Genomic DNA, 21,083 nt, shown 5'->3' on the forward strand with positions numbered 1-21,083 from the left:
CCGGTTCCCACGAGGGTTGGTACCCCTCGATCTGTGTTTCGACCAATTCGCACTCCACATTCCCTCGTCGTTCGACGAACGGCGACGTGTTCGGTTGCTGTCCTTGACCCTTGCTGCTTTCGAAGCTGACGTCGGAGACGGCCGATCAGGCCGTCACAGGCTGTTCTTGACGACCTGACCGTCCTTGACGATCACCGACAGGTACTTCTCCGGGTCGGCCAGCACGCTCAGGTCCTCGAGTGGGTTGCCGTCCACGAGCAGTACGTCGGCCCAGGCCCCCTCCGCGACGACGCCGAAAGGGGCGTCACGGTACGGATCGCGTTCACCTGCGAGCCGGAACAACTGGGCGTTGCCGGAGGTCAGCATTCGCAGCGCCTCGACATTGCTGTAGAAATCGCCCAGTCTGGCTGCCATCTCGCTCTGTCGCTTCGCGAACTGCGGCTCGAGCAGCAGATCGGTGCCGAAGGCCACCTTCACCCCGTACTTCTTGGCCCAGCCGTAGATCCGGTCCACGCCACTGCAGATCTGGCGGTTCTTCTCGGCTCGGTCGGCGTCGGGGTAGTGGTGATCGTCCTCCGCGAAGGGCTGCATCGACAGCCAAACGTCGCGCTCCGCCATCAACTTGACCGTGGTCTCGTCGGACAGATGGCCGTGCTCGATCGACTTGACTCCGGCTTCGATCGCACGCCGGATGCCGGTGACGTTGTAGACATGGGTGGCGACGTAGGTGCCGTAGTCGGTTGCGGCGTTGACCCCCGCCCGTAGTTCGGCATCGGTGAACTGCACGGTGTACAGCGGGTCGTACGTCGAGGCGGCTCCGCCGCCGACCATCATCTTGATCTGGGAGGCGCCCTTCTTGAGCTGCTCGCGCACTGCGGCCAGGACTCGCTCCTCGCCGTCGGCGATTCGCATGAAACCGATTGTTTCCGAGCGATTCTCGGCACCGCCGAGAGCCGAGGGGGTGTCGTAGACGTTGCCGAAGTCGCCGTGACCGCTGGTCTGCGAGATCGCGGCCTGGCACGGGTAGATGCGCGGCCCGGGGAATTGGCCGCGGTCGATCGCGGACTTGATGCTCGAGGTGTCACCGGCCATATCGCGGACCGCCGTGAACCCTCGCATCAGCATGTTCTTCGCTTCGGCGACGCCGTTGAGAGTGATGTGTCCCTCCGTGCCCATCAGGAGGTCGACGTACGAGTTGGCGTTACCGACCAGGTGGACGTGTGCATCGCTCATACCGGGCATCAACACCCGGCCGCCGCCGTCGATGACGACGGTCTCCCTGCCGGGATCATCCCCGACGGGGGAGGTCGACACGGCGGCGACCTTGTTGCCGTCGATCAGAACGTCCCCGTTGCTCAGCTCCGCTGATACGCCGTCGAACACCCGGACGTTACGAAACAGTAACCGCTTCTTGCTTTCCGGAAGAGTCGTCATACCTCGCAAAGCTAACAGCGGGTGCGCCGGGTCGCGCCGCGACGATCACCGTCGGGTCGGAATTAACCCCCTACTTCACCCGTTCTCGAGTTGTCGGTGGTGGTCCCGGTGACGGCCGAAAGAGGCTCGACAAGTGACGGTGCGACGCAAAGGATTCCAGGACCGGAACCGCCGATCCCGCTGCCTTCGACAATGCGTCGCGGCAGCGAGATCGGCGGTGGACCTGCGTCAGAGTGACTCGACAGGCTCCGGCGCGGGACGACGTGGCTTACCGAGGAAGATGACGGACGCGGCAAAGAAGAACAGGGCGCCGACGAACGTGCCGGCGTTGGCGAGGGATGCGTCCTCGACGCTTCCCGACTGGGTGATGAACGCCCCCGCGGCCGAGAGGCCGAACGCGAGTGAGCCGAGGGCGTTGAACCAGGCACTCTGCCAGTCGAGGGAGCGCGGAGCCCAGTAGTTCTTTGCGCGGACGAGCATCAGGATCGCCAGATAGCTGCTGATCAGGAACGCAATCGAGCCCTCCGCGTTCGGTGTCCACACCAGGTGYTTCTCGCCGGCGATGGTGTGGGCGTGCAGCGCGGCCCCGGTGCTGATGTTGAAGAGCACCGTGCCTAGGAACTGGGTCGCCGCGGCTAGCCATTCGGCGCGTATCGCGGGCTTGCCGGTATCCGTGTCCGTTGTCGTGGCGGCGCCGCTGAGCACCAACTGGATGAACGCGGCGTAGGTGAAGAACCAGGAGCCGACGAAGAAGGCCGTGTTGGCGGTGGCCGTTCCGAGGGCCGGCGCGAGTACCGGTGCGGAGCCGAGCGCGAAGAGCAGCGACCCGATCGTGAATCCCCACGATTGCATCCGCAGAGTCGGGTGAATCAGCATGTGCGGCAGTATAGGTCGCAAATCGTGACCATGCCGTGAAATCGGACGATCGAACCGCCGAAACGTCGATCGAATCAGCTTGCTGTGCAGGGTAAGACGATGGAGATGCGACGACCGTGACTACGTTCGTTGGGATTACGTTCATTCTCAGTTCATCAAGGTTGGCGGCGCATCCGCGTGCCCCGCCGGCCGCGGAACGAGTGGGCGCGGCTCCGTTCGCGGGTGCCGACCGGCTCGTGGCGACGTACCGTGGACGCATGAGCGGCTCGAACGTCACGGTGGTCGATCGCGGACCGCGCAGAATCGCCCGCCGGGTCACCGTCGACGCACCCGCCGCGACGGTCTTCGACCTGATCGCCGACCCGCGGCGCCACCACGAACTCGACGGGTCCGGGACCGTGCAGCACGCGGTGTCCGGGCCGGACCGCCTCGACGAAGGCTCCACCTTCACGGTCTCGATGAAGATGTACGGCGCGCCGTACCAGATCACGAGCCGGGTCATCGACTTCGAGGAGGGGCGTGTTGTCGAGTGGAAACACCCCCTCGGCCACCACTGGCGCTGGGAGTTCACGGAGACCACGGCCGGTCACACGGAGGTGACCGAGGTGTTCGACTATTCGATGGTGAGGTTCCCGCAGTGGGTGGAATGGATGGGGTTCCGCTCGAAGGACGAGCAGGGCATCACGGCGACCCTCGAGCAGTTGCGCGCGCGGTACGCCGACGGGTGACTCACGCCGGCGTGAAGTACGTCTCCCCGATCGCGAACATGCCCCGCTGCGGCAGCCAGAACCCGCCGAGCCGGGCCTGCTCCGGGAGGGGGCCCGGCGGTCCGACGTCGACGCCGTCGACCGTCGCCCGGCTGCGCTGCACCGCCCACAACCGGCGCGGATTGGCACGGAAGGAATACCCACTCGGAGTTTCCCCGGTCAGTCCGACCCGGCCCACGCCGAGCAGCGGCCCGGCGACCCGGGACATCAGTGTCAGCACGCGGTCGTTGCGCCACAGTGCGGCGGGCATCAGTGATCCGGCGGCGGTCATCGCCCGGGTGGCGAGGGAACGGGTCAACATCATCGACCAGTCGATCGTGTCGCCGACGGTCACGCCGAACTCGTCCGGTCCGCTCCAGGTGATGGTGATGTCCGCGGTTCGAGATTCCGCCAATGCCCGGCCGAAGTAGCGCGGGCAGGAGGACTCCGGCGCTCCGTTGATGTACATGACCCACTGGCCGGCCGGGTTCCGGTGCCACACCGAGTCGTAGCCAGGGCCGATCGAGCTCGTAGGGAAGTGTCGGAGTGCGAGGTAGTGGCCGGTCGTGAACGGCAGGCCCATCACCGCGTATCCGGCGAACCGCTCGAACTCGTCGCCCGGTGGGAGATCGGGCAGTTGTTCGGCGAGGGTTCGCGGGCTGGTGCTCATGGTCGCTCCCGATGGTCGGCGGGCCGCCGACCGACGTCTGCGCCCGCACATGCTGCTCCCGTCAGCGTAGGCACAGAACGATCCCCGGCGGTAGGCCGTGAACCGCGCCTGTCACACCGCGGTGGCGAGGGCCGCCGCGGCGGTGAAGAACAGGGTCGCGAAGACGCGGCTCGTGACCTGTTGTTGACGCGGCGAACGCTGCACGCGGAGGACCCGCGCCGCGAGACCGGTGTATCCGGTCATGACGACGGTGTCCACGGCGACCATCGTGGCCGCCATGAGCGCGTACTGCGGGAACAGCGGTGCGGCGGGGTTCAGGAACTGCGGTAGCACCGCGAGCATGAAGACGATCGCCTTCGGGTTGCTGGAGTTGATCAGGAACGCCCGTAGCACCAGCCCCGCGGCGGTGGCTCGCTTGCTGTCCGGTTCGGCCTCGATCGGTGTCGGCGCCGAGCGCCACTGCCGCATGCCGAGATACGCGAGGTAGGCGACGCCGAACCACTTCACGATCAGGAACGCCGTCGTCGAGCCGGCGAGCAGGGCGCCGACGCCTGCCGCGACGATCGCGATCTGTAGCAGCAGCGCCAGCTGCAGGCCGAGGATGTTCCAGTAGCCGCGCAGGAAGCCGTGCCGGAGGCCAGCCGACATCGACGCGATCGCGCCGGCTCCTGGTGACAGGCTGATCACCCAGCTGGCGCCGAAAAATGCCAACCACATCTGCCACGACACGCGGGAGGAGCTTAGGCGCGCCCACGCCGTGGATCGGTGGCGGGTGTGGCTACGAGCCGCCCGACCCGGTGCCCGATCCGCTGCCCGACGAGCCACCGGTCAGGCAGCTGCCCGGAGGATCGACGAGCGAACAGAACGCCTTCGGCATCACCGGTGTGTAGTCCGCGGGCACGCCCCCGGCGGCGACGATGCCGCGGTACGTGTCGACGGCGTCGGTGGGGCGGCGGGTGAGCGCCGGGTCGGTGAGCGCGTCGACGGTGTACAGCCCGAACCGCGGACGGTACGAACCCCACTCGTAGTTGTCGGTGATCGACCAGTAGTTGTAGCCGATCACGTCGGCGCCGTCGCTGCGGGCCTGCTCGATCCAGTAGATGTGGTCACGCAGGTGATCCGAGCGGGTGTAGCCGTCCGGTCGTGGCTTGCCGTCGTCGGTGGGCATCCCGTTCTCCACGACGTACAGCGGCATGTCCGGCAGTTTGCGGTGATACGCCATGAGCGCGTGGTAGATCCCGTCCGGCTGTGGGACGACGTCGTAGAACTGGTCGGTGGCGGCGGCGATCGCGGAGATGTTGTCCAGCGAGAGCCCGTAGTAGTAGTCGATGCCGAGGAAGTCGAGCTTGTCGGTGACCCGGTCGACGAACAGGTTGTCGAGCAGCCCGAACGCGGCGGGGATGAACGCGAGATTGCTGCCGACCCGCGCCGTGGGATCGAGTTGGTGGATGCGGTCGTAGATCGTGCGATGGGCGCGTGTCATGCCGTCGAACATCTTGTGCACGTCGAGAAGTGAAATCCCCCCGAACGTCAGTTCACGCTGTGCGTAGGTGGTGGGCTCGTTGAACGTGATCCAGATGGCGCCGACGTCGCGGTAGCGGTTCACCACCTCCTCGGCGTTGACCAGCCAGTCGTCCACGGTGCGAGGATCCGCCCAGCCGCCCCGGTCGGCGATCCAACCCGGGTACACCCAGTGGTCGAGGGTGATCATCGGCGTCATCCCGTGGTCGCGGATCCGCCGGATCACGTCGTCGTAGTAGGCGAACTCGGTCTTGTCCCACTGGCCCGGATGTGGTTGCACCCGGGCCCATTCGATGCCGAAGCGGAACACGTCGACACCGAGCGCGGCCGCGTTGTCGATGTCCTCGGCGTAGCGGTGTCGGAAGTCGACCGCATCGCCGATCTCGTCGTGCGTCCTCCCGGAGGCCGAGTACCGCGACCAGTTGCTGTCGGGCGACGACCCCTCCGACTGGAACCCGGAGGTGGCCACGCCCCACAGGAAGTCGTCGCCGAGCGGTTGCGCCTGCGCAGTCGGCACGGCGAGGAGCGTGAGCGTGAGCGCGACGATCGCGGTGCGCAACGTTGCTTTCATGGGGGTCCTTCTCAGAAGACAGTGTCGACGTCGGTGGCGACCAGGGCGTCCATGCTGTGCTCGGCGAGCGCGGCGATCGTCATCGACGGATTGCACGCCCCGGTGGACCCGGGGATGCGGGCGCCGTCGAGGACGTAGAGCCCACGCTGCCCGTGCACCCGTCCGGCGTCGTCGCACACCGAGCCGAATGGGGCGCCGCCCAACGGGTGGAAGGTGTTGGTGTCGACGGCGTTCACGTCGATCGCCGACACTCCGAACCCGGCGCCGACGATCTGCTCGATCCGTGCGCGGATCGCGTCGGTCAGACCCCGGTCGAACGCTTGATTCCAGGTCAGCACCGCGTCGTCGCGGCCGGCGTCGTAGTGCCACGTACCGAGACCGTCCACGACGCCGTACCCGATCACCGACGTGGTGTACAGATCCAGCGGGAACGGCACCGGCCCGAGCACGATCGTCAGCGCGCCGGCCGGGTTGTCCCAGTCCTTGACCCCGACGCACGCGGGTCCGCCCTGCCATGCACCGGGACTGTCCGTCGCGCGGGTGACCATGAAGATGCGGTCGCCGTTGTTGCCCCATCCGGTGCCGACACCGTCGGGGAGATCGGGGACCAGGTTCTTGGCCTTCGCCTTCACGAGCAGGCGTGTGGTGCCCGGCGATCCGGCCCCGAGGAACAGGGCGTCGGAGGTGATCCGTTTCCGCTCGAGCACCGTGCCGTCCCGTCCGATGCGGTCGCAGTGCACGATCCAGGAGCCGTCCGGGCCGCGTTCGATGTCGGCGACCCGATGCAGCGGCGCCACCTCGACCCGGCCGGTCGCCTCCGCGGCCGCGAGATACGTGACGTCCACGGAGAACTTGCCCCCGTTGTTGACGCCGTAGATCAGGTCGCCGGTGGTGTACGACGGGCGCATCTCGCCGCGCAGTTCCCGCCGCGCGAACTCCCAGTCGATCGGCATCGGGACCCGGAACGTGTGCAGGCCCTGTGCGTCCGCCATCTCCACGAACCGGCGCGACGAGCTGTACTGCGGACTGTTCAGCAGGTCGTCGGGGATCGTCGCGATCCCCAGCCTGCGGGCCACCCGCGGGTAGTACTCCGAATCCATCTGCGCGAAATCGATACGGGGCGAGACGCACCGGGCGAAGTTCTCGCCGTTCGGTTGCATGGTCATGCCGTGGTAGACCAGCGACCCGCCGCCGACGCCGGCTCCGCACAGGATGTCCATGCCGTTGCCGGGAATGCGCTCCATCAGTCCGGTGAACGGCGGGAACACGGCGGGCGGGGCGCCCGTCATCACCGGGTGCGGCTGCAGCCACGCCGAGCGCTGGTCGGGGGAGAGCATCCGCGGGAACGTCTCGGCGTTCGGCCCGGTGGGCCACCGGATGCCGCGCTCGAGGACGAGGGTGTCCACGCCGGCCTGCCCGAGGTGCATCGCGGCGATCGCTCCGCCGAAGCCGCTCCCGATCACCACTGCGCGGCGGCGCTCCTCGGTCACCGGTGTGCGTCGCGCCGGRGCCGCCGCGGCCGACGGGGCAGCGGCCGTCACGGCGAACGCTGCTCCTGCCGCGCCGCCGAGGAACGTGCGTCTCGTCACTCGCGGAACGGTCGGGCTCGGATCGGGGATCACGGCAGCTCCCTGCGTTGCGTTGTCGGATGCTGGGGTCGACGAGCTCTCGCAGGTGGGAACTCTAGGGTGGACACGTGTCCAGTGGGGTGTCTTTCGGACAAAGCGCTGCTCAGGGGAGGCGCTCACCGCGAGCAGCGGGCCGTTCGGCGCGCGTGTGGGGCCGGAACGTAAGCAACTTGCACCCATCGCGGATAATCGGTGTAAACCCCTGTTCTCCAGAGAGGACCTCTCATGCTTGCCCGCACCGACCTTCGCGGTCGTACCCCTTCCACCGCTGAGCTTCGAGGCGCCCTGCCCCGTGGCGGAGTGGACGTGGACGCGGTGCTGCATCAGGTCCGTCCCGTCGTCGAGGCGATCCGTGACCGTGGCGCCGAAGCGGCGCTCGAATACAGCGAGAAGTTCGACGGCATCCGGCCGGGCACCGTCCGTGTGCCGCAGGCCGAGCTGGATCGCGCGCTCGCCGAACTCGACGCCGATGTCCGCGCCGCCCTCGAGGTCGCGATCGAGCGGACCCGCAAGGTGCACGCCGATCAGCGCCGCACCGACACCGTCACCGAGGTCGTGCCCGGCGGCACCGTCACCGAGCGGTGGGTCCCGGTCGAGCGGGTCGGCCTGTACGTGCCCGGTGGCAACGCCGTGTACCCGTCCAGCGTCGTGATGAACGTCGTCCCGGCGCAGGCCGCCGGTGTCGAGTCGCTCGTCGTCGCCTCCCCGCCGCAGGCCGCCTTCGGCGGTCTGCCGCACCCGACGATCCTCGCCGCGGCCGCACTGCTCGGCGTCGACGAGGTGTGGRCCGTCGGCGGCGCCCAGGCCGTCGCCCTGCTCACCTACGGCGGCACCGACACCGACGGCGGTGAGCTGGCGCCGGTCGACCTCATCACCGGTCCCGGCAACATCTTCGTCACCGCCGCCAAGCGCCTGTGCCGCGGACTGGTCGGCATCGACGCAGAGGCCGGCCCCACCGAGATCGCGATCCTCGCCGACGGCACCGCCGACCCGATCCACGTCGCGGCCGACATGATCAGCCAGGCCGAGCACGACGTCATGGCCGCGAGCGTCCTGGTGACCACCAGCACCGACCTGGCCGACGCCGTCGACAAGGCGCTGGCCGCGCAGCTCGAGCTCACCAAGCACCGTGAGCGGGTCGAGACCGCGCTGCGCGGAAGCCAGTCCGGCACGGTGCTCGTCGACGACATCGCGGCCGGGCTGAAGGTGGTCAACGCGTACGCCGCCGAGCACCTCGAGATCCAGACCGAGAATGCCTCCGCGGTGGCCGCGCAGGTCCGGTCCGCGGGTGCGATCTTCGTCGGGCCGTGGGCGCCGGTCAGCCTGGGTGACTACTGCGCCGGGTCCAACCACGTGCTGCCCACCGCGGGTTGCGCGCGGCACTCGTCCGGACTGAGCGTGCAGACCTTCCTGCGTGGCATCCACGTCGTCGACTACTCGGAGGCCGCCCTCAAGGAGGTCTCCGGGCACGTCATCACGCTCGCGAACGCCGAGGATCTGCCGGCACACGGCGAGGCCGTGCGGCTGCGCTTCGAGGCTCTCAAGTGAGCGCCGGGGTCGTCCCCGGATCGGCCGTCGGCATCGACGATCTGCCCATCCGGGAGAACCTTCGCGGTCAGTCTCCTTACGGCGCACCGCAGTTGACGGTTCCGGTGCAGCTCAACACCAACGAGAACCCGCACCCGCCGTCGAAGGCGCTCGTCGACGACGTCGCGGAGGCGGTCCGTGCCGCGGCTGCGGATCTGCACCGCTACCCGGACCGTGACGCGGTCGCGCTGCGCACGGACCTGGCCGCGTACATGACCCGCCAGACCGGCGTCGCGCTCGACGTGTCGAACCTGTGGGCCGCCAACGGTTCCAACGAGGTGCTGCAGCAGCTGCTGCAGGCGTTCGGCGGCCCGGGGCGCACGGCGGTCGGTTTCGTGCCGTCCTAYTCGATGCACCCGCTGCTGGTCACCGGCACGCAGACCGAGTGGATTCCCGCGCCGCGGCGCGAGGACTTCTCGCTCGACGCGGAGACCGCGGTGCGGGTGATCGGCGAGCGCCGCCCCGACGTCGTGTTCGTCACCAGCCCCAACAACCCGACCGGGCACAGCATCGGCCTCGAGGACCTGAAGCAGATCCTGGCCGCCGCACCCGGCATCGTGATCGTGGACGAGGCGTACGCCGAGTTCTCGTCGATCCCGAGCGCGGTGAGCCTGATCGACGAGTTCCCCACCAAGCTCGTGGTGAGCCGGACGATGAGCAAGGCGTTCGCGTTCGCCGGTGGCCGGCTCGGATACCTCGTCGCGGCTCCGGCGTTCATCGACGCAATGCTGTTGGTGCGCTTGCCGTATCACCTGTCGGTGGTCACGCAGGCCGCCGCCCGCGCCGCGCTGCGGCACGCCGACGAGACCCTCGGCAGCGTCGCCGAGCTCGCGTCCGAGCGCGACCGGGTGAGCGCGGAGCTGTCGGCGATGGGCTACACCGTGGTCCCGAGCGACGCGAACTTCATCCTGTTCGGGCTCTTCGAGGACGCCGCCCGGAGGTGGCAGCACTACCTCGACGAGGGCGTGCTGATCCGCGACGTCGGTATCCCGGGACATCTGCGTGCGACCATCGGCCTGGTTGCCGAGAACGACGAACTGCTGCGGGTCAGCAGGAAGCTTGCTTCAACCGAGCTTGTTTCAACGGAAACGAAGGGATCCCGATGAGCGACCGGATCGCACGCGTCGAGCGGACCACCAAGGAATCGAGCATCGTCGTCGAACTCAACCTCGACGGCACCGGGAACGTCGCGGTATCGACAGGAATCCCGTTCTTCGACCACATGCTCACCGCCCTCGGCGCGCACGCCAGCTTCGACCTGAACGTGCAGGCCAAGGGAGACGTCGAGATCGACGCCCACCACACCGTCGAGGACACCTCGATCGTGCTCGGCCAGGCCCTCGGTCAGGCGCTGGGCGACAAGCGTGGCATCCGCCGTTTCGGTGACGCCTTCATCCCGATGGACGAGACCCTCGCGCATGCCTCCGTCGACGTCTCCGGGCGTCCGTACTGCGTGCACACCGGCGAGCCGGAGCACATGCTGCACAGCGTGATCGGCGGCTACCCGGGTGTGCCGTACTCGACGGTGATCAACCGGCACGTGTTCGAGTCGATCGCCCTCAACGCGCGCATCGCGCTGCACGTGCGGGTGCTCTACGGCCGCGACCAGCACCACATCACCGAGGCGGAGTTCAAGGCCGTCGCCCGCGCACTGCGCGAGGCCGTCGAGCCGGATCCGCGGGTCACCGGCGTCCCGTCGACCAAGGGTGCGCTGTAGAACCATGAGCACTGTCTTCATCTACATCCTGTTCCTCGCAGCGGGCTTCGCCATCGGCGGCGCATACGCGATGTGGAAGGTGAACAAGTTGGCGTCGGGTGTCCTGGTTGCCCTAGCGGTGCTCGCGGCGGCGTCGGGGATCCTGCGGCTGATCTGATGCGCGAACTCCTGCGCACTCGCGGGGTCCTCGTAGCTCTCCTCATGGGCGCCACCACCTTCGGTGGTTGGACATTGCTGTTGCCGGTGGTCCCGCTGGCRATCGCCGACGCGGGTGGTTCGAGCACCGCGGCCGGAGCGTCGACGGCGGTGTTCATGGCCRCCACGGTCGTGACGCAACTGCGTGTGCCGGCTCTGCTGCGCAACCGGGGATACCGTGCCGTGCTAGCCGTGGGCTGCGTAATGCTGGGACTGCCGTCGCTGGGCTTCCTCCTCAGCACCGCGACCGCGCCGGCGCTGGCGATCTCGGCGATCCGGGGCATCGGTTTCGGACTGGTGACGGTCGCGGGCATCGGGTTGCTGGCCGAGTTGGCGCCGCCCAAGCTGCTGGGGCGGGTGACCGGCGCCAACGGAGTGGCGGTGGCGGCATCCCAGATGCTGGTGCTGCCACTGGGACTCGGCCTCTACCAGGCGGGGCACCATGCCGCGGTGTACCTGCTCGGCACGATCATCCCGTTGCTGTCCCTGGTGTCGATCTCACGGCTCCCGGTCGTCCCGAATCCCGGGATGCCGGCCGGGCGCAAGGGACTGCCGCTGAAGGTGCTGCTGGTGCCCTGCCTGTCGATGCTGGTGGTGGCGGCCACGTATGGCGGGGTGTCCTCGCTGCTTCCGATAGCCACCGAGAATCGCGCTGCCGTGGCCGGTTTCGCGCTGTCGGCCTCGGCCGGTGCGATGCTGCTCGGCCGCTACGGCGCCGGTGTGATCGCGGACCGGATCGGTGCGGGTCGGACCACCGTGCCGGCACTGCTGACCGCGGCGGTGGGCACCACACTGTTGGCGTTCGCGGTCGCCGGGCACGTCGGCGACATCGGATTGGTGGTCGGGGCGATGATCTTCGGGCTGGGCTTCGGTGCGGTGCAGAACGAGTCGCTGCTGGTGCTGCTCGCGTCGGCGGGCCGGGACCGGGTCGCGGCGGCCAGTGCCGCCTGGAACATCGCCTACGACGGCGGTACCGGTGTCGGTGCGCTGGCGCTGGGTGCGGTGGCGACGGCAGCGGGCTATCCGCCGGTGTTCGTGGTCGCCGCGGTGGCGGTCGCCGCCGTCGTCCCCGTGGCTACGATCGCCGCCCTGCGGGCCGATAGAGTTGGCACATGACCGCACGCAAGGTTGCTCTTCTCGATTACGGCTCCGGAAATCTGCATTCGGCCCAGCGCGCCCTCGCGCGGACCGGCGCGGAGATCGAGGTGACGTCGGACCCCAAGATCGCCCTCGCGGCGGACGGTCTGGTGGTGCCCGGTGTCGGCGCCTTCGCGGCATGCATGGAGGGCCTGCTCGGTGTCCGCGGCGACCGAATCATCGGTCAGCGGCTCGCGGGCGGCCGGCCGGTTCTGGGTATCTGCGTCGGCATGCAGATCCTGTTCGAACGCGGCGTCGAGTTCGGCGTCGAGGCGGAGGGCTGCGGCGAATGGCCGGGCACCGTCGAGCGGCTCGAGGCCGACGTCCTGCCGCACATGGGCTGGAACACGGTCGACGCCCCCGAGGACAGCACGCTGTTCGCCGGCATGGACCCGGACACCCGCTTCTACTTCGTCCACTCGTACGGCGTGCGCACGTGGGAGCTGCCGCCGTCGGACATCATCGCCCCGCCCAAGCTGACGTGGGCCGAGCACGGCGACCGGTTCCTCGCGGCTGTCGAGAACGGCGCGCTGTCGGCCACCCAGTTCCACCCCGAGAAGTCCGGCGACGCCGGCGCACAGCTGCTGGAGAACTGGGTCCGCGCCCTGTGACCCGCTCCCCGGGTGAGGACTCGGGCGCGGAGCTGTCCATCGCGCGGCTCGCGCTCGCAGCGATGGGCGCGGCGACGACCGTGCTGGTCGTCGTCACGGTAGTGATCGTGGCTCTGCGGCCGGGGCCGGTCGGAGGGCTCGTCATCGCACTCGTCGGGGTCGCCGCCGCGATCACGGCGATGGGCGTGGTTTCCAAACGATTGGTCCGTCGATCGTTCGGGCCGGAGGCCGACGGCACCGACCGTCGATCGTGACGCCGTGACAGTGCCGACCGCGCTTTCGGTCGCAGCGGAGCCAGGCACTAGAGTGGGCGCAGTGAGCCTGGTCCTTTTGCCTGCTGTAGATGTCGCCAACGGTGAAGCTGTTCGCCTCGTTCAGGGAGAGGCGGGGAGTGAGACCAGTTATGGTGCGCCCCGCGACGCCGCCCTCGCGTGGCAGAACGACGGTGCCGAGTGGGTGCATCTGGTCGATCTCGATGCCGCTTTCGGTCGCGGCTCCAACCGTGAGCTGCTCGCCGCAGTGGTCGGCGAGCTCGACGTCAAGGTCGAGCTGTCCGGTGGTATCCGTGACGACGACACCCTTGAGGCCGCTCTCGCGACCGGCTGCGCCCGCGTCAACCTCGGCACCGCTGCCGTGGAGAACCCGGACTGGTGCGCCCGCGCCATCGCCAAGCACGGTGAGCGCATCGCCGTCGGCCTCGACGTCAAGCTGATCGACGGCGACTACCGCCTCCGCGGCCGTGGCTGGGTGTCCGACGGCGGCGACCTGTGGGAGGTCCTCGAGCGCCTCAACCGCGACGGTTGCTCGCGCTACGTCGTCACCGACGTGAGCAAGGACGGAACCCTCACGGGCCCGAACCTCGAGCTGCTGAGCCAGGTCTGCGCGGCCACCGACGCGCCGGTCGTCGCATCGGGTGGTGTCTCCACGATCGCCGATCTCGAGGCCATCGCCGGTCTGGTCGGCGAGGGTGTCGAGGGCTCGATCGTCGGAAAGGCGCTCTACGCAGGACGATTCACGCTTCCCGAGGCCCTCGCCGCGGTTTCGCGGTAGGAGCTTTTGACGCTATGAGCCTGTCCCGGGATCCGCTCGAGCTGCTCGCCATCGCGAGCGATGTCCTCGACGGGGCCCGGGACCGGTTCGTCGCGGGTCTGGGTGCCCCGAGCGCGGTGCGTAAGGGCGCCAAGGACTTTGCGACCGCAGTCGATCTCGAGCTGGAGAAGTCGGTGTCCGCGGAGCTCAAGCGCCGCACCGGCATCGAGGTCCACGGTGAGGAGTTCGGCGGGCCGGAACTCACCGACGGCGACGTCTGGATTCTCGATCCGATCGACGGCACGTTCAACTACTCGGCCGGCCTCCCGACGGCGGGCATGCTGCTCGCGCTGCTGCGCGACGGCGTACCCGTTCTGGGGCTGACGTGGCTGCCGCTGACCGGGGAACGGTTCGCTGCCGCCGGGGGCGGCCCGGTCACCCGCAACGGGCTCGCGCTGCCGCCGCTCGAACGCAGTGCCCTGTCCGACGCGATGATCGGATTCGGTGCGTTCAACATCGACAGCCGCGGCCGGATCCCGGGGACGTATCGGTTCGAACTGCTCGGTCAGCTCAGCCGCGCGTCGTCGCGGCTCCGGATGCACGGATCGACGGGCGCCGACCTCGCCTACACTGCTGCCGGAATTCTCGGCGGCGCGGTCGTGTTCGGTCACCACGTGTGGGACAACGCTGCCGGCGTCGCGCTGGTGCGGGCGGCCGGTGGCGTCGTGACGGATCTGCGCGGCGACGACTGGCACGTCGGATCGCGATCGGTGCTTGCCGCCGCGCCCGGTGTGCACGGCGAACTGCTCGATATTCTCCACTCTCTGGGCGATCCGGAGAATCGGCCTGAAGGAGGGCCACAACAATGACTTTGGCTGTTCGAGTGATTCCCTGCCTCGATGTCGACGCGGGCCGTGTCGTGAAGGGCGTGAACTTCGAGAACCTGCGTGACGCAGGCGATCCCGTCGAGCTCGCGGCGACCTACGACGCGCAGGGCGCCGACGAGTTGACGTTCCTCGACGTCACCGCGTCCAGCGGCGACCGGGGCACCATGCTCGACGTCGTCACTCGCACTGCCGAGCAGGTGTTCATCCCGCTCACCGTCGGTGGCGGCGTGCGCACCGTCGAGGACGTCGACCGCCTGCTGCGCGCCGGCGCCGACAAGGTCAGCGTCAACACCGCCGCGATCGCCCGCCCGGAGGTGCTGCGGGAGATGTCGGAGCGGTTCGGCTCGCAGTGCATCGTGCTGTCGGTCGACGCCCGCACCGTCCCGGTGGGGCAGGAGCCGACGCCGTCGGGCTGGGAGGTCACCACGCACGGCGGCAAGCGCGGCACCGGCATCGACGCCGTCGAGTGGGCGATCCGCGGCGCCGAGCTGGGCGTGGGGGAGATCCTGCTCAACTCGATGGACGCCGACGGCACCAAGGCCGGCTTCGACCTGAAGATGATCCGCGCCGTCCGCGCGGCGGTACACGTGCCGGTGATCGCCAGCGGTGGCGCGGGCGCCGTCGAACACTTCGCGCCCGCCGTCGAGGCCGGCGCCGACGCGGTCCTCGCGGCCAGCGTGTTCCACTTCGGAGACATGACGATCGGGGACGTCAAGGCGTCCATGCGTGCAGAAGGGATCACCGTCCGATGAGTCTCGATCCGTCGATCGCCGCCCGCCTCAAGCGCAACGAGGCCGGCCTGTTCAGTGCTGTCGCCCAGGAGAAGTCGACTGGCGACGTCCTGATGGTCGCGTGGATGGACGACGAGGCCCTCGCGCGCACCCTGGAGACCCGCAAGGGCACCTACTACTCGCGGTCGCGCCAGCAGTACTGGGTCAAGGGCGAGACGTCCGGCCACACGCAGTACGTGCACGAGGTGCGCCTGGACTGCGACGGCGACTCCGTGCTGCTGATCGTCGATCAGGAGGGCGCGGCGTGCCACACCGGCACGCACTCCTGCTTCGACACCGACGTGCTTCTCGCTGCCGAGGCCTGACCGCCCGACGGGGCTCTCACCGTCGGGACGTTCCGGCCGGCGCATCGATCCGTCTGCGGCGTCACGGTAGCCCGTTACCGCCGCGCAGCGCGGCCGCGAGCACTTCCGCACTGTGCAGGGGGCGCGCTCCGGGTTCGAGGTCCCGGATCTGGGTGCGACAGCTGAAACCGTCGGCGACGACCAGCGTGCCCGGGTCGGCCTGCCGGACCGCGGGCATCAGTTTGTCCTCCGCGCACGCGACGGAGACGTCGTAGTGCCCGGCCTCGAACCCGAAGTTGCCGGCCAGCCCGCAGCAGCCCGCGTCGAGGACCTCGACGTCCACGCCGGCGGTGACCAGCGCGTCGCGGTCATGGGTGTAGCCGAGCACGGCGTGCTGGTGGCAGTGCTGTTGGACGAGCGCTGCGCGGGGCAGCTGCGGTGGCCGCCAGTCGGGCGCATGCCAGGCCAGCACTTCGCCGAGCGTGTGCGTCTGCTGCGCGAGCCGGCGGGCGTCCTCGTCGCCCGGCAGCAGGTCGGTGAGGTCCGAGCGGAACACGGCCGCGCAGCTCGGTTCGAGCACGACGACCGGGGTACCGACCCGTAAATGCGGGCCGAGCACGTCGAGGGCGCGGTGCAGGACCCGAACGGCGACGCCGAGCTGACCGGTCGATATCCAGGTCAAGCCGCAGCACACCGTCCGGTCGGGGACCTCGACATCGAATCCCGCGGCGTGCAGCACCGCGGCGGCGGCATGCGCGATGTGCGGGTCGAAGTTGTTGTCGAAGGTGTCGGGCCACAGCACGACTCGCCCGCGGCAGCCACCGGTGGGTTCGGGACGATATGCCTCGGTGAAGCGGGACGGCGCGAACGAGGGGAGGGGGCGCCGGGGGTCGACACCGGCGGCGCGGGCGGCGACCCGGGAGAGGCCCGGCGCGTGGGCGAGCGCATTCACCGCGCGCGGCGCCGCGGCGGCCGCACGGGACCACAGCGGCAGCCATCCCATCGAGTAGTGGGACAGCGGACGCGGCCGGTTCCGGTAGTGGTGGTAGAGGAACTCGGCCTTGTAGGTGGCCATGTCGACGCTGACGGGGCAGTCCCGTTTGCATCCCTTGCAGGCCAGGCACAGATCCAGGGCGTCGCGGACCGTGGCCGAGCGCCAGCCGTCGGTGATGACGTCCCCCTCGACCATCTCGAACAGAAGCCGTGCCCGGCCGCGGGTGGAGTGCTCCTCCTCGCCGGTGGCCCGGTAGCTGGGGCACATCACGCCGGATTCGTGGCCCCGGCACTTACCGACACCGACGCACCGCGCCGCGGCCCGGCTGAAGCGGTGGTCGTCCTCACCGTAGGTGAACCGCGTCGCCGGTTCCCACGGTCGGTAGGCCGAGCCCTGCCGCAGGTGTGCGTCGAGCGCATCGGGATGAACGACCTTGCCCGGGTTCATCCGATTGCCCGGATCGAACAGGGGCCTTCATCTCGCCGAAGGCGCGAACGAGTCGCTCGCCGAACATGATCGGCAGGAGTTCGCCGCGGGACTGGCCGTCACCGTGTTCGCCGGAGAGCGAGCCGCCGTAGCGGACCACCGGGCGGGCGCTGTCCTCGGCGAACCGGCGGTAGCGGTCCACCCCGTCGGCGGTGCGGAGGTCGAACGGGATCCGGGTGTGCACGCACCCCTGGCCGAAATGCCCATACAGCGAAGCGGTTCCGTAGTCGTACCGATCCAGGAGGTCGCGGAAGTCGCGGAGGTAGTCGCCGAGTCGGTCGGGCGGGACCGCGGCGTCCTCCCAGCCCTCGTGGGTCTCGGGTTCGTGCGGCGGGTACGCGGTGGCGCCCAACCCGGTCTCCCGCGCCTCCCACACCTGCTTCTTGTGGGCGGGGTCGTCGAGGATCCTGGTGCGGTCGGTCAGGTTCCGCGCGGCGTCCTCGACGAGGTCGCGCGCCTTCCCGTCCGCCTCGTCCTGGGTGTCGCCGTCCACCTGGATCAGCAGCCACGAGTTCCCGTCCGGTAACTCGCGCAACGCCTTCTCGGTCAGGTGCCGGCTGTGCTCGAGTTGGACGAGATGGTGGTCGATGCCCTCGAGCGCGGACGGCTGGTGGCGGAGGACGGCGGGGACCGCATCCGCTGCCACCGTGATGTCGTCGAAGCCGAGCACTGTCACCAGCGTGCTCTCGCTGCCCACGAGTGCCTTCGCCACGTGGAATCTGTTCTMCGGCAACAGTGAATCGAGGTTGTACCCCGACACCCGGCGCGGAATGTCGGGGTAGCGGGCCCGCACGTCGTCGCAACCGAGAGATACCCGGAGCCCGCGCCGATATCGAGAACGCGGGTACCGGGTTCGATCGCTTCTGCGAGCAACGTGCGTGCGAGAAGGTGGGTATCGGACTGTGACGGATAGACGCCGGACAGACGCCAGAACCTGCGGGGAGTCGGCTTGCGCGGACGAATCGGCTCACCCGTTCCGCGCGATGTCACGTCCGACGTCATCGCGCTACTTATCCTGTTCGGTGCGCTGGTGTGCCTCCTGAGCCGCAGCCTTTCCGCGCGCCTTCTCCGCCTCAGCTTCCTTTTCGGCCGCTTCCCGTTGGGCGGCGGCCTTGTCCTGCTGCGCTTTTCCTTCCCGCACAAGGTCGTCCTGACCCGTCACGGCGCCGGCGGCTTCCTTGGCCTTGCCTTTCACGCCCTCGACAGTGCCTTTGACTGCCTCTGCAGGACCCGACTTTTCCTTGCCCGACATGACGATCTCCTTTCAACGGATACGATTCGCCCAGCATTTACCCGGTCGGGTCCGCGGGCAAACATCGATCAGTGGCCCAGTTGATCGGTGAGTGAGGCGTTGTCCAGTCGCTTGACGCGTCGATGCTCAGCGAGCACGAGCGCCGTCCCCACCAGCAGAGCGCCACCACAAATGATCCCGGCGATCCATGCCCAGCCTGCGAAGCCGTAGCCGGCAGCGACCAGGGTGAGGCCCAGCGCGACCTGGAGGCCCACGGGGCACCGGGTGCGAAGCTGGTGCAGCAGGCGCGACGTGGCGGCACAGTGTCGAGCCGATCCAGTTCAGGATGGGTCAATCCAGCGTGAATCGCTGGGGCGAGGACATCCTCCCGCTCCTCACCGACGGCGACCCGCGGGGGTCGGCACTGATGGAGGCGGGCGCTCCAATAATCCTCATCCGGCACGAAGGCAGTTCACGAGCAATTCGAGTGCGTGGTGAGCGGTCAACTCGACGACGTCGGTCGGATTGCCCGTGAAGGATTTCTGCAGTGCGCTGACGGATCCGCGGTCGAAGAGCCCGAACCACACAGTCCCGGGTTCCTGGCCGTCCTGCCCGTCGGGGCCGGCGGCGCCCGTCACCGCGACCACGGTGTCGGCGTTCAGGAGCTTTGCGGTAGCCACCGCCATGCTGCGTGCCGCGCGTTCCGAGACGACCGGTCCAGTCGGCACCTCGAGCAGATCGTGCTTGACGGCACTCGAGTAGGCGACGATGGTGCCGCGGAACCAGGCGGACGAGCTTGGAGCGGCGGCGAGGAGGCACGAAATGTGTCCCCCGGTCAGAGATTCGCCAGTGCCGACCGTTCGCCCGGCCTTCTGTGCGAGGTCGGAGACTTCATCTGCCAGCGCGCCGCCGTCGTTATGAGGGATCGCCATTGCTCGGTTATACCTCCTTGCTGGGACGGTAGTGGGCGTCCCTGCGAACAAGGTCCCATGATGTTCTCGCCGACGCCGACGCCGACTCTCGAGATTCGACGGAGCCTCCTTGGCGGGCTAACAAGCAGCCAATACGGAAGGTCCCGTCGTCCGCGCTGATCTCCCTGGTCTGCGCCACCGACGGCGTCCCCGGTCGGGCGCAGGTGCACGACTCGACGACGAGCCCCAGTCACTCCGCGGCTTCTCGGGTGGTCCCGGAGTGTTCCCGTCGTACCACCGCTTCTGCCGGGGTATCTGGAAGTGCTTGTCGTGTAACAGTATTGGTTGTACTTGTGGCCGTCGCACTCAACCACCCTGACGGGCACGGTCTTGTCCAGAAGCTGCCGACTAACGACTTTGAGTTCGACGCTCGCCTCTTGGTGGGTCCGGCCGGAAAGCGCCAGTGCCATCAGCGTCATACCGGCAGGCGGTGTCCGCTGCTCTGGGCACGATCCGGGATGTCCGCGAAACGCTCACGCAGTGGGGCGAACGGTGTCGTCTTGCATCTGGATGTCTCCATCCACCCGCGCGATCAGTACGCCAAGTCGGTCAGCGCGCCGAGATGGCTCGACCCGAACGCCAGGGCCGACGCGAYAGTCCCGTGACACGTGAAGATCTGGCTCACCCCGGTTGCAGCGAGAGCATGCTCGACGCCCCGCGTCGCAGTGACGAGCGCGAGCTCGAGACCGTATCCGGCGGCCAACTCCTTCGCGTCGACCAGAGCCGAAGCGCCGTCGACTCCGATGAAGTCGACCCGGGAGAGGTCGAGCACGATCAGATCGCCGATCGCCGGTCTGGCTCCTGACGCTTCGTGAAGCAAAGATTTGAACGACCGCCGGAAGCGGTCTACCGTGCTGAGGTCCAAGTCGACCAAGAGTTCGACCAGCAGGGCCGTCGGATCCGATGCCGTGACGCTATCCGAAGCGGTCTCGTATCTCCTTGCCGATGCGCGAAGGATGACCATTGCCGAAGTTGGAAGATCAGACACGTCGTTGCCTCCATCCGGTGCAAACGTGTTGGATGGCGCCTCGTGTGGAACTCGGTCGAGACGTCCGTTCCATGACGGCCAGAAATGTCCGTCACCGTTGCTGGACAGGCTGGGTGTTCAACCTCTCTTGTTTCTAACACCGACTCGTCCTCGTGTACAGCCTGGCGCATCGCGTCGGGACTGCCGGCATCAGGTTTCCGGCGTCGTGAAGTGGGTACGCCGTGCCATGAGGAACATCGAACGAGGAGACGAGCAGATGTCGCATTCATCGGAGACCGGAGGCGTCACCGGGACCGTCGACAAGACCTACGATCTGATCTGGTTCGCCGAGACCTGCATGAACAACGCCCTCCGGCTCGAGAACTACATCGCCGATGCCGAACGCGACGGTGACGGAGAACTGGCGGAGTTCTTCCGCCGCGCCCAGAGTGAGAGCAGGAAAGGTGCCGAGCAGAGCAAGGAGTTGCTGGCCAGCAGACTGTCCGGTGGCTGACTGACGGCACTATCTGACTGACGGCACTATAGCTCCACCTGTGCACGTAGTCTGGCCAGCGTATCGGAGAGGATCCTGGAGACGTGCATCTGGGAGACACCCACGCGGGCCGCGATCTGCGACTGCGTCTGATCGCCGAAGAACCGGAGCAACAGCACCGTGCGTTCCCGGTCCGGTAACCCTTCGAGGATGACCCGCAGCGTTTCGTGATCCTCGACCGCGGCGAGGTACGAATC

The 21,083-nt window shown here is 68.4% G+C and carries 27 protein-coding genes; 13 read left to right on the forward strand and 14 right to left on the reverse strand.

What is annotated here, in order from left to right; all coding sequences use genetic code 11:
- Positions 1 to 153: 153 nt before the first annotated feature.
- Positions 154 to 1,434, reverse strand: coding sequence for a metal-dependent hydrolase family protein (locus AB4Z09_RS25920; protein WP_114722773.1), 1,281 nt, complete (start codon positions 1,432 to 1,434; stop codon positions 154 to 156).
- A 228-nt stretch (positions 1,435 to 1,662) separates the two neighbouring features.
- Positions 1,663 to 2,310: a hypothetical protein gene (locus tag AB4Z09_RS25925; protein ID WP_114722774.1), complete on the reverse strand. Its 648-nt coding sequence runs from the start codon at positions 2,308 to 2,310 to the stop codon at positions 1,663 to 1,665.
- Between the two features lie 257 nt (positions 2,311 to 2,567).
- On the opposite strand from AB4Z09_RS25925, the gene AB4Z09_RS25930 reads away from it, so the two are divergent.
- Positions 2,568 to 3,038 carry an SRPBCC family protein gene (locus AB4Z09_RS25930; RefSeq protein WP_174910677.1) on the forward strand — a complete coding sequence of 157 codons (471 nt, stop codon included), beginning with the start codon at positions 2,568 to 2,570 and terminating at the stop codon, positions 3,036 to 3,038.
- A gap of 1 nt (position 3,039) precedes the next feature.
- Here AB4Z09_RS25930 and AB4Z09_RS25935 read toward each other — a convergent pair whose 3' ends face one another.
- From AB4Z09_RS25935 to AB4Z09_RS25950, 4 genes are all read right to left on the reverse strand, one after another.
- Positions 3,040 to 3,726 carry a hypothetical protein gene (locus AB4Z09_RS25935; protein WP_174910674.1) on the reverse strand — a complete coding sequence of 229 codons (687 nt, stop codon included), beginning with the start codon at positions 3,724 to 3,726 and terminating at the stop codon, positions 3,040 to 3,042.
- 111 nt (positions 3,727 to 3,837) lie between these two features.
- Complete coding sequence (locus AB4Z09_RS25940) at positions 3,838 to 4,455, reverse strand: LysE family transporter (protein WP_174910671.1); 618 nt, start codon at positions 4,453 to 4,455, stop codon at positions 3,838 to 3,840.
- Between the two features lie 49 nt (positions 4,456 to 4,504).
- The gene (locus AB4Z09_RS25945; RefSeq protein WP_114722778.1) at positions 4,505 to 5,818 is read right to left on the reverse strand and encodes a glycoside hydrolase family 1 protein; all 1,314 of its coding nucleotides are present in this window, start codon (positions 5,816 to 5,818) and stop codon (positions 4,505 to 4,507) included.
- A gap of 11 nt (positions 5,819 to 5,829) precedes the next feature.
- Positions 5,830 to 7,407, reverse strand: coding sequence for a GMC oxidoreductase (locus AB4Z09_RS25950; RefSeq protein WP_442241013.1), 1,578 nt, complete (start codon positions 7,405 to 7,407; stop codon positions 5,830 to 5,832).
- A 264-nt stretch (positions 7,408 to 7,671) separates the two neighbouring features.
- Here AB4Z09_RS25950 and hisD point away from each other — a divergent pair, with 264 nt between their 5' ends.
- The 11 genes from hisD (at position 7,672) to hisI (ending at position 15,705) form a co-directional block, all read left to right on the forward strand.
- Positions 7,672 to 8,994 carry a histidinol dehydrogenase gene (hisD, locus tag AB4Z09_RS25955; RefSeq protein WP_442241014.1) on the forward strand — a complete coding sequence of 441 codons (1,323 nt, stop codon included), beginning with the start codon at positions 7,672 to 7,674 and terminating at the stop codon, positions 8,992 to 8,994.
- Positions 8,991 to 10,139, forward strand: coding sequence for a histidinol-phosphate transaminase (locus AB4Z09_RS25960; RefSeq protein WP_174910662.1), 1,149 nt, complete (start codon positions 8,991 to 8,993; stop codon positions 10,137 to 10,139). The genes hisD and AB4Z09_RS25960 overlap by 4 nt, the downstream gene beginning before the upstream one ends.
- The gene (gene hisB / locus AB4Z09_RS25965) at positions 10,136 to 10,750 is read left to right on the forward strand and encodes an imidazoleglycerol-phosphate dehydratase HisB (protein ID WP_114722782.1); all 615 of its coding nucleotides are present in this window, start codon (positions 10,136 to 10,138) and stop codon (positions 10,748 to 10,750) included. The genes AB4Z09_RS25960 and hisB overlap by 4 nt, the downstream gene beginning before the upstream one ends.
- A 4-nt stretch (positions 10,751 to 10,754) precedes the next feature.
- Positions 10,755 to 10,907, forward strand: a complete 153-nt coding sequence (locus AB4Z09_RS25970; RefSeq protein ID WP_174910659.1) for a hypothetical protein — start codon at positions 10,755 to 10,757, stop codon at positions 10,905 to 10,907.
- The gene (locus AB4Z09_RS25975; RefSeq protein ID WP_442241015.1) at positions 10,907 to 12,061 is read left to right on the forward strand and encodes an MFS transporter; all 1,155 of its coding nucleotides are present in this window, start codon (positions 10,907 to 10,909) and stop codon (positions 12,059 to 12,061) included. The genes AB4Z09_RS25970 and AB4Z09_RS25975 overlap by 1 nt, the downstream gene beginning before the upstream one ends.
- Positions 12,058 to 12,693 (forward strand): imidazole glycerol phosphate synthase subunit HisH, encoded by a 636-nt coding sequence (gene hisH / locus AB4Z09_RS25980; RefSeq protein WP_114722784.1) that lies wholly within the window; start codon positions 12,058 to 12,060, stop codon positions 12,691 to 12,693. Before AB4Z09_RS25975 ends, hisH begins: the two co-directional genes overlap by 4 nt.
- Positions 12,690 to 12,947, forward strand: coding sequence for a hypothetical protein (locus tag AB4Z09_RS25985; protein WP_114722785.1), 258 nt, complete (start codon positions 12,690 to 12,692; stop codon positions 12,945 to 12,947). Before hisH ends, AB4Z09_RS25985 begins: the two co-directional genes overlap by 4 nt.
- Before the next feature lie 61 nt (positions 12,948 to 13,008).
- Entirely contained in the window at positions 13,009 to 13,743 is a 735-nt protein-coding gene (gene priA, locus AB4Z09_RS25990) for a bifunctional 1-(5-phosphoribosyl)-5-((5-phosphoribosylamino)methylideneamino)imidazole-4-carboxamide isomerase/phosphoribosylanthranilate isomerase PriA (protein ID WP_114722786.1), read from the forward strand.
- A gap of 14 nt (positions 13,744 to 13,757) precedes the next feature.
- On the forward strand, positions 13,758 to 14,591 hold the full coding sequence (locus AB4Z09_RS25995; RefSeq protein ID WP_442241016.1) for an inositol monophosphatase family protein: 834 nt from the start codon (positions 13,758 to 13,760) through the stop codon (positions 14,589 to 14,591).
- A complete protein-coding gene (gene hisF / locus AB4Z09_RS26000) occupies positions 14,588 to 15,361 on the forward strand; it encodes an imidazole glycerol phosphate synthase subunit HisF (RefSeq protein ID WP_114722788.1) in 774 nt (257 codons plus the stop codon). Before AB4Z09_RS25995 ends, hisF begins: the two co-directional genes overlap by 4 nt.
- Complete coding sequence (gene hisI / locus AB4Z09_RS26005; RefSeq protein ID WP_442241017.1) at positions 15,358 to 15,705, forward strand: phosphoribosyl-AMP cyclohydrolase; 348 nt, start codon at positions 15,358 to 15,360, stop codon at positions 15,703 to 15,705. The genes hisF and hisI overlap by 4 nt, the downstream gene beginning before the upstream one ends.
- A gap of 61 nt (positions 15,706 to 15,766) precedes the next feature.
- Here hisI and AB4Z09_RS26010 read toward each other — a convergent pair whose 3' ends face one another.
- From AB4Z09_RS26010 to AB4Z09_RS26040, 7 genes are all read right to left on the reverse strand, one after another.
- Positions 15,767 to 17,125, reverse strand: coding sequence for a (Fe-S)-binding protein (locus AB4Z09_RS26010; RefSeq protein ID WP_442241018.1), 1,359 nt, complete (start codon positions 17,123 to 17,125; stop codon positions 15,767 to 15,769).
- Entirely contained in the window at positions 17,022 to 17,876 is an 855-nt protein-coding gene (locus tag AB4Z09_RS26015; RefSeq protein ID WP_442241019.1) for an FAD-binding oxidoreductase, read from the reverse strand. The genes AB4Z09_RS26010 and AB4Z09_RS26015 overlap by 104 nt, the downstream gene beginning before the upstream one ends.
- Positions 17,837 to 18,166 (reverse strand): hypothetical protein, encoded by a 330-nt coding sequence (locus AB4Z09_RS26020; protein ID WP_442241020.1) that lies wholly within the window; start codon positions 18,164 to 18,166, stop codon positions 17,837 to 17,839. Before AB4Z09_RS26020 ends, AB4Z09_RS26015 begins: the two co-directional genes overlap by 40 nt.
- A gap of 4 nt (positions 18,167 to 18,170) precedes the next feature.
- On the reverse strand, positions 18,171 to 18,416 hold the full coding sequence (mbp1, locus tag AB4Z09_RS26025) for a microaggregate-binding protein 1 (protein ID WP_442241021.1): 246 nt from the start codon (positions 18,414 to 18,416) through the stop codon (positions 18,171 to 18,173).
- Positions 18,417 to 18,484: 68 nt separating this feature from the next.
- Positions 18,485 to 18,670, reverse strand: coding sequence for a hypothetical protein (locus AB4Z09_RS26030; RefSeq protein WP_397484734.1), 186 nt, complete (start codon positions 18,668 to 18,670; stop codon positions 18,485 to 18,487).
- Positions 18,671 to 18,847: 177 nt separating this feature from the next.
- Complete coding sequence (locus AB4Z09_RS26035; protein WP_174910647.1) at positions 18,848 to 19,327, reverse strand: CinA family protein; 480 nt, start codon at positions 19,325 to 19,327, stop codon at positions 18,848 to 18,850.
- 571 nt (positions 19,328 to 19,898) lie between these two features.
- Positions 19,899 to 20,330: an STAS domain-containing protein gene (locus tag AB4Z09_RS26040; RefSeq protein WP_442241023.1), complete on the reverse strand. Its 432-nt coding sequence runs from the start codon at positions 20,328 to 20,330 to the stop codon at positions 19,899 to 19,901.
- 250 nt (positions 20,331 to 20,580) lie between these two features.
- On the opposite strand from AB4Z09_RS26040, the gene AB4Z09_RS26045 reads away from it, so the two are divergent.
- Entirely contained in the window at positions 20,581 to 20,847 is a 267-nt protein-coding gene (locus tag AB4Z09_RS26045; RefSeq protein ID WP_397484731.1) for a hypothetical protein, read from the forward strand.
- Between the two features lie 26 nt (positions 20,848 to 20,873).
- Here AB4Z09_RS26045 and AB4Z09_RS26050 read toward each other — a convergent pair.
- Positions 20,874 to 21,083: sigma-70 family RNA polymerase sigma factor (locus tag AB4Z09_RS26050; protein ID WP_442241022.1), on the reverse strand; the 210-nt coding region annotated here is incomplete at its 5' end.

The organism is Rhodococcus sp. TAF43 (assembly GCF_052113525.1).
Classification (GTDB): Bacteria; Actinomycetota; Actinomycetes; order Mycobacteriales; family Mycobacteriaceae; genus Prescottella.